Annotated in this window: 4 protein-coding genes; all 4 read left to right on the forward strand. The window is 65.8% G+C overall.

Annotated elements, in window-relative coordinates:
* Window positions 1-29: 29 nt before the first annotated feature.
* The 4 genes from ACXJL8_RS01710 to pimC all read left to right on the forward strand — a co-directional run bounded on the left by ACXJL8_RS01710 (window position 30) and on the right by pimC (window position 6,454).
* Complete coding sequence (locus ACXJL8_RS01710) at window positions 30-2,126, forward strand: 3-hydroxyacyl-CoA dehydrogenase NAD-binding domain-containing protein (protein ID WP_456621788.1); 2,097 nt, start codon at window positions 30-32, stop codon at window positions 2,124-2,126.
* 132 nt (window positions 2,127-2,258) lie between these two features.
* Window positions 2,259-3,941 carry a dicarboxylate--CoA ligase PimA gene (pimA, locus tag ACXJL8_RS01715; protein WP_456621802.1) on the forward strand — a complete coding sequence of 561 codons (1,683 nt, stop codon included), beginning with the start codon at window positions 2,259-2,261 and terminating at the stop codon, window positions 3,939-3,941.
* Window positions 3,938-5,125, forward strand: coding sequence for an acetyl-CoA C-acyltransferase (locus ACXJL8_RS01720; protein ID WP_456621787.1), 1,188 nt, complete (start codon window positions 3,938-3,940; stop codon window positions 5,123-5,125). Before pimA ends, ACXJL8_RS01720 begins: the two co-directional genes overlap by 4 nt.
* Before the next feature lie 138 nt (window positions 5,126-5,263).
* Complete coding sequence (gene pimC / locus ACXJL8_RS01725; protein WP_456621786.1) at window positions 5,264-6,454, forward strand: pimeloyl-CoA dehydrogenase large subunit; 1,191 nt, start codon at window positions 5,264-5,266, stop codon at window positions 6,452-6,454.
* Window positions 6,455-6,633 lie beyond the last annotated feature (179 nt).

The raw sequence follows: 6,633 nt of genomic DNA on the forward strand, positions 1-6,633 counted from the left end.
AAAGTAAATCCCCACCAAGGAGGGACACCGTGAGCGAAGTGGTCAAGCTTGAGCGTCATGACGAAATCGGGATCGTCACGGTCAACAGCCCTCCGGTCAATGCGCTGAGCGCCGCAGTCCGCGGCGGTATTCTCGAGTGCATCAAGGCCGCGGTTGCGGATCCCGCGATCAAGGGCATCGTGCTGACCTGCGCCGGCCGCACCTTCATTGCCGGTGCCGACATCACCGAATTCGGCAAGCCGCCGAAGCCGCCCGCCCTCAACGACGTGCTCTCCGAGATCGAGAATTCACCGAAGCCGGTCGTTGCCGCGATCCACGGCACCGCGCTTGGCGGCGGCCTCGAGGTCGCGCTGGCCTGTCATTTCCGCGTAGCGGTCAAGGAGGCCAAGCTCGGCCTGCCCGAGGTCAAGCTCGGCCTGCTGCCGGGCGCCGGCGGCACCCAGCGCCTGCCGCGCGCGGTCGGGCCGGAGCTCGCGGTCAAGATGATCGTCGGCGGCGATCCGATCGGGGCGACCGAGGCGCTCAAGAACGGCCTGATCGAGGAGATCGTCGAAGGCCCGGCCTCCGGCGGCGAGGCTTTCGTCCGCAAATTGCTGGCCGAGAAGCGTCCGCTACGTCGCCTGCGCGACGACGATTCCAAGATCGCCGCAGCCAAGGCCGACCGCTCGATCTTCACCAATGCGGTCGCTGCCATGACCAAGAAGTCGCGCGGCCTGGAAGCGCCGTTCGCGGCGGCCGATGCCGTCGGCTACGCCATCGACCTGCCGTTCGACGAAGGCCTGAAGAAGGAGCGCGAGGGCTTCCTCAAGCTCGTCGCCAGCGACCAGTCCAAGGCGCAGCGCTATGCCTTCTTCGCCGAGCGCGAGGCCAGCAAGATCGCCGGCGTCCCTGAAGGCACCAAGTCGCGCCCCGTCAACCGTGTTGCCATTCTCGGCGCCGGCACCATGGGCGGCGGCATCGCGATGTCCTTTGCCAATGCCGGCGTTCCCGTCACCCTGATCGAGACCGGCGAGGAGCAGCTCAAGCGCGGCATGGGCATCATGCAGAAGAACTGGGAAGCAACTGCCGCGCGGGGCGGCATTCCCGCTGATGCGCCCGCCAAGCGCATGGCGCTGATCAACGGCGTCGTCGGCATCGAGAACGTCGGCGATGCCGACCTCGTCATCGAAGCCGTGTTCGAGACCATGGCGGTGAAGAAGGAAGTGTTCGGCAAGCTCGACCAGTACGTTAAGCCGGGCGCGGTGCTCGCCTCCAACACCTCCTATCTCAACATCGACGAGATCGCGAAGGCGACCAAGCGTCCGCAGGACGTCCTGGGCATGCACTTCTTCTCGCCGGCCAACGTCATGAAGCTGTGCGAGATCGTGCGCGCCGACAAGACCGCGCCGGATGCGCTGGTGACTGCCGTGACCATCGCGCGAAAAATCGCGAAGGTGCCGGCCGTGGTCGGCGTCTGCGACGGTTTTGTCGGCAATCGCATGCTGGCGCAGCGCGGCAAGCAGTCCGAAAAGCTGTTGTTCGAAGGCGCCCTGCCGCAGCAGGTCGATGCCGTCGTAACAAAATTCGGCATGCCGATGGGACCGTTCGCGATGGGCGACCTCGCCGGCCTCGATATCGGCTGGCGTTCGCGGAAAGACCGCGGCATCAAGTCGGAAATCGCGGACGCGCTGTGCGAAGCCGGCCGCTTTGGCCAGAAGACCGGCAAGGGCTATTACAAATACGAAGCCGGCTCCCGCGCGGCGCTGCCCGATCCCGAAGTCGAGAAGCTGATCGACGAGACGCTTGCCCGTCTCGGCCGCAAGAAGCGCGTCGTCAGCGACGAGGAGATCCTCGAGCGCATGATGTATCCGATGATCAACGAGGGCGCGAAGATCCTCGAAGAAGGCATCGCGGCGCGCCCCTCCGACATCGACGTGGTCTGGCTCTACGGCTATGGCTGGCCGATCTACCGTGGCGGCCCGATGTTCTGGGCCGACACCGTCGGCCTCAAGCACATCGCCGACCGCCTGGCGTTCTACGCCAAGGAGACCAACGACCCCAGCCTCGAGCCCGCGCCGCTGCTGAAGAAGCTCGCGGCGGAGGGCAAGACCTTCGCGTCCCTGGCGGCGGCGTCGAAGGCGGCGTGATGGCGGTTCGCGTCATTCCGGGGCGATGCGTAGCATCGAACTATGGTGCGCAGTTGCGCACCTGAGAATCTCGAGATTCCGGGTTCGCCCTCCGGGCGCCCCGGAATGACGTCCGTGTGGTTTAAGGAAGCGATGACCCATCCCGGCGAACAGTTCTATCCCGAGGGCGTGCGTTGGGACGACACCATCGTCCAGGGCACGCTGCCTGACCTGCTGTCGAAAGCCGCCGCCGATTACGGCCCGCGCACCGCGCTGGAATTCCGCGACCGTCCGATCAGCTACACCGAGCTCGCCGCGATGGCCGAGCGTGCTGCGGCGGCTTTCCTGCGCGCCGGCTATGGCAAGGGCGCGTCGATCGCGCTGTTCCTCGGCAACACGCCGGATCATCCCGTCAATTTCTTCGGCGCGCTGAAGGCAGGCAGCCGCGTTGCCCATCTGTCGCCGCTCGACGGCGAGATCGCGCTGACCCACAAGGTCTCCGACTCCGGCTCGCGGGTGCTGGTCACGTCCAACCTCGCGGCGCTGCTGCCGACCGCGCTGAAATTCCTGGACAAGGGCCTGATCGACCGCCTTGTCGTCTGCGAGGACGACAATTGGGGCAAGGTCGGCACGCCRCAGGCCGCGATTCCGAACGATCCCCGCATCGTCACCTTCAAGGCCTTCGTCGAGGGCGCCGCCGCCCCGGCGCGATGGCCGGAAGTCTCGGCGGACGACGTCGCGCTGCTGCAATATACCGGCGGCACCACCGGCCTGCCCAAGGGTGCCATGCTGACGCACGGCAATCTCACATCGGCGGTGTCGATCTACGACGTCTGGGGCAAGCCGACGCGTGCCGCGCGCGGCGACGTCGTCGAGCGCGTGATCTGCGTGCTGCCGCTGTTCCACATCTATGCGCTCACCGTGGTGCTGTTGTCCTCGCTCAGCCGCGGCAATCTGATCTCGCTCCACCAGCGCTTTGATGTCGAAGCGGTGATGCGCGACATCGAAGTGAAGCGCGCCACTTATTTCCCGGGCGTGCCGACGATGTGGATCGCGATCGCGGCGCTTCCCGATCTCGACAAGCGCGACTTCTCCTCGCTGGCCACCATCGGCTCCGGCGGCGCGCCGCTGCCGGTGGAGATCGCAAACTTCTTCGAACGCAAGGTCGGCAAGAAGCTCCGCAGTGGCTGGGGCATGACCGAGACCTGCTCGCCCGGCACCGGCCATCCGCCGACGGGTCCGGACAAGCCCGGCTCGATCGGCCTGATGCTGCCCGGCATCGAGCTCGACGTCGTCGCGCTGGAGGACCCGACACGCGTGCTGCCGCCCGGCGAAGTCGGCGAGATCCGCATCAAGGGTCCGAACGTCACCAGGGGCTATTGGAACAAGCCCGGGGGATCCGCGGAGGCTTTCATCGACGGCCGCTTCCTCACCGGCGACATCGGCTATGTCGATACCGACGGCTATTTCTTCCTGGTCGACCGCAAGAAGGACATGATCATCTCCGGCGGCTTCAACGTCTATCCGCAGATGATCGAGCAGGCGATCTACACCATATCAGGCGTGCACGAAGTGATCGTGCTCGGCATCCCCGACCCGTACCGCGGCGAGGCCGCAAAAGCCTTCATCAAGCTCAGGCCGGATGCAAAACCGTTCTCCCTCGACGAGCTGCGCACGCGGCTCGCCGGCAAGCTCGGCAAGCACGAATTGCCGGCGGAGGTCGAGTTCGTCGACGACCTGCCGCGCACGCCGGTCGGAAAACTGTCGCGCCACGAATTGCGCCAGCAGCAGAAATCGTCACAATCCACCAAAACCGTATCAGGAGGTCGCTCGTGACCGACGCCGTCATCGTTTCCACCGCACGCACGCCGATCGGCAAGGCCTATCGCGGCATGCTGAACAACACCGAGGGCGCAACCCTGCTCGGCCACGCCATCGGCGAGGCCGTCGCGCGCGCCAAGGTCGATCCGAAGGAGGTCGAGGACGTCGTGATGGGCGCAGCCCTCCAGCAGGGTTCGACCGGCGGCAACATCGCGCGCAAGGCGCTGCTTCGCGCCGGCCTTCCCGTCACCGTCGCCGGCACCACCATCGACCGGCAATGCGCCTCGGGCTTGCAAGCCATCGCGCTCGCCGCGCGCTCGGTGATCTTCGACGGCGTCGAGATCGCAGTCGGCGGCGGCGGCGAGTCGATCAGCCTCGTGCAGAACGACAAGATGAACGGTTTCCACGCCCAGGACCCGGCGCTGCTCAAGATCAAGGGCGAGGTCTACATGCCCATGATCGACACCGCCGAAATCGTCGCCAAGCGCTATGGCATCTCGCGCGAGAAGCAGGACGAATATTCGCTGGAGAGCCAGCGCCGCACCGCCGCCGCCCAGCAGGGCGGCAAGTTCAAGGACGAGCTGGCGCCGATCACGACCCAGATGGCGGTGACCGACAAGGCCACCGGCGCAGTCTCCTTCAAGGACGTGACCTTGTCGCAGGACGAAGGCCCGCGCCCCGAGACCACCGCCGAAGGCCTCGCCGGCCTCAAGCCGGTGCGCGGCGAGGGTTTTTCGATCACCGCCGGCAATGCCAGCCAGCTCTCCGACGGCGCCAGCGCCTCCGTGATCATGAGCGACAAGGAAGCTTCCAGGCGCGGGCTGAAGCCGCTCGGCATCTTCCGCGGCTTCGTCTCCGCCGGCTGCGAGCCGGACGAGATGGGCATCGGCCCGGCGTTCGCGGTGCCGCGCCTGCTCAAGCGTCACGGCCTCACCGTCGACGACATCGACCTCTGGGAGCTCAACGAAGCCTTCGCCGTGCAGGTGCTGTATTGCCGCGACAAGCTCGGCATCGACCCCGACAAGATCAACGTCGACGGCGGCGCGATCGCGGTCGGCCATCCCTACGGCATGTCGGGCGCGCGGCTGACCGGCCACGCCCTGATCGAAGGCCGCCGCCGCAAGGCCAAGTACGCGGTCGTCACCATGTGCGTCGGCGGCGGCATGGGCGCGGCGGGGTTGTTCGAGGTGTTGCAGTAGCCGTCGTCCCGGCGAAGGCCGGGACCCATACTCCGCAGGAGTGTGGGGCACAGGCGATAATGGCCTGTGCAGGACAATGAAGATTTGTGGTTATGGGTCCCGGCCTTCGCCGGGACGACGAGGAAACAGGAGGATCCGATGGATCTCGCATTCACGAAGGAAGAGCAGGCGTTTCGCGAGGAAGTGCGGGCATTCTTCCGCGACAACGTGCCGCCGGATACGCGGCGCAAGCTGGTCGAAGGCCGCCACCTCTCGAAGGACGAGATGGTGACGTGGTGGCGCATCCTCAACAAGAAGGGCTGGGGCGTCAGCCACTGGCCCAAGCAATATGGCGGAACGGGGTGGACCTCCGTGCAGCACTACATCTTCAACGAGGAGCTGCAGTCCTATCCGGCGCCGCAGCCGCTCGCCTTCGGCGTCAGCATGGTCGGCCCGGTGATCTACACCTTCGGCAACGAAGAGCAGAAGAAGCAGTACCTGCCGCGCATCGCCAATGTCGACGACTGGTGGTGCCAGGGCTTCTCCGAGCCCGGCTCCGGCTCGGATCTCGCCTCGCTCAAGACCAAGGCCGAGCGCAAGGGTGACAAGTGGATCATCAACGGCCAGAAGACCTGGACCACGTTGGCCCAGCACGCCGACATGATCTTCTGCCTCTGCCGCACTGACCCGTCTGCGAAGAAACAGATGGGCATCTCCTTCATCGTCTTCAGCATGAAGTCGAAGGGCGTCACGGTGCGCCCGATCCAGACCATCGACGGCGGCGTCGAGGTCAACGAAGTGTTCTTCGACGACGTCGAAGTTCCCTACGAAAACCTGATCGGCGAGGAGAACAAGGGCTGGGATTACGCAAAGTTCCTGCTCGGCAATGAGCGCACCGGCATTGCCCGGGTCGGCGTCTCCAAGGAGCGGCTGCGTCGCATCCGCGACCTCGCCTCCAAGGTCGAATCCGGCGGCAAGCCGATCATCCAGGACGCCGCGTTCCGCGACAAGCTCGCGGCTTGCGAGATCGAGCTGAAGGCGCTCGAGCTGACGCAGCTCCGCGTCGTCGCCGACGAGGGCAAGCACGGCAAGGGCAAGCCCAATCCGGCCTCCTCGGTGCTGAAGATCAAGGGCTCCGAGATCCAGCAGACCACCACCGAGCTCTTGATGGAAGTGATCGGTCCGTTCGCCGCGCCTTACGACGTGCACGGCGACGACGGCTCCAACGAAGCCATGGAGTGGACCGCCCAGATCGCGCCGAGCTACTTCAACAACCGCAAGGTCTCGATCTACGGCGGCTCCAATGAGATCCAGCGCAACATCATCGCCAAGGCGGTGCTGGGGCTGTGATGCTTTCTTCCCCCTCTCCCCGTTCTTACGGGGAGAGGGTTGGGGTGAGGGGCCTCTCTCCGAGCAGGGACTGTCGAGAGAGCGGTACCCCCTCACCCGGATCGCAAGGGCGATCCGACCTCTCCCCGCAGGCGAGGAGAGGTGAAGAGGCACCCCGCGCAACGCAGACATTTGTGACT

Source organism: Bradyrhizobium sp. P5_C11_2 (genome assembly GCF_054049755.1).

Coding starts and splice junctions, on each gene's coding strand:
- pimC (WP_456621786.1), top strand. CDS start 5,264: ATGGATCTCGCATTCACGAAGGAAGAGCAGGCGTTTCGCGAGGAAGTG.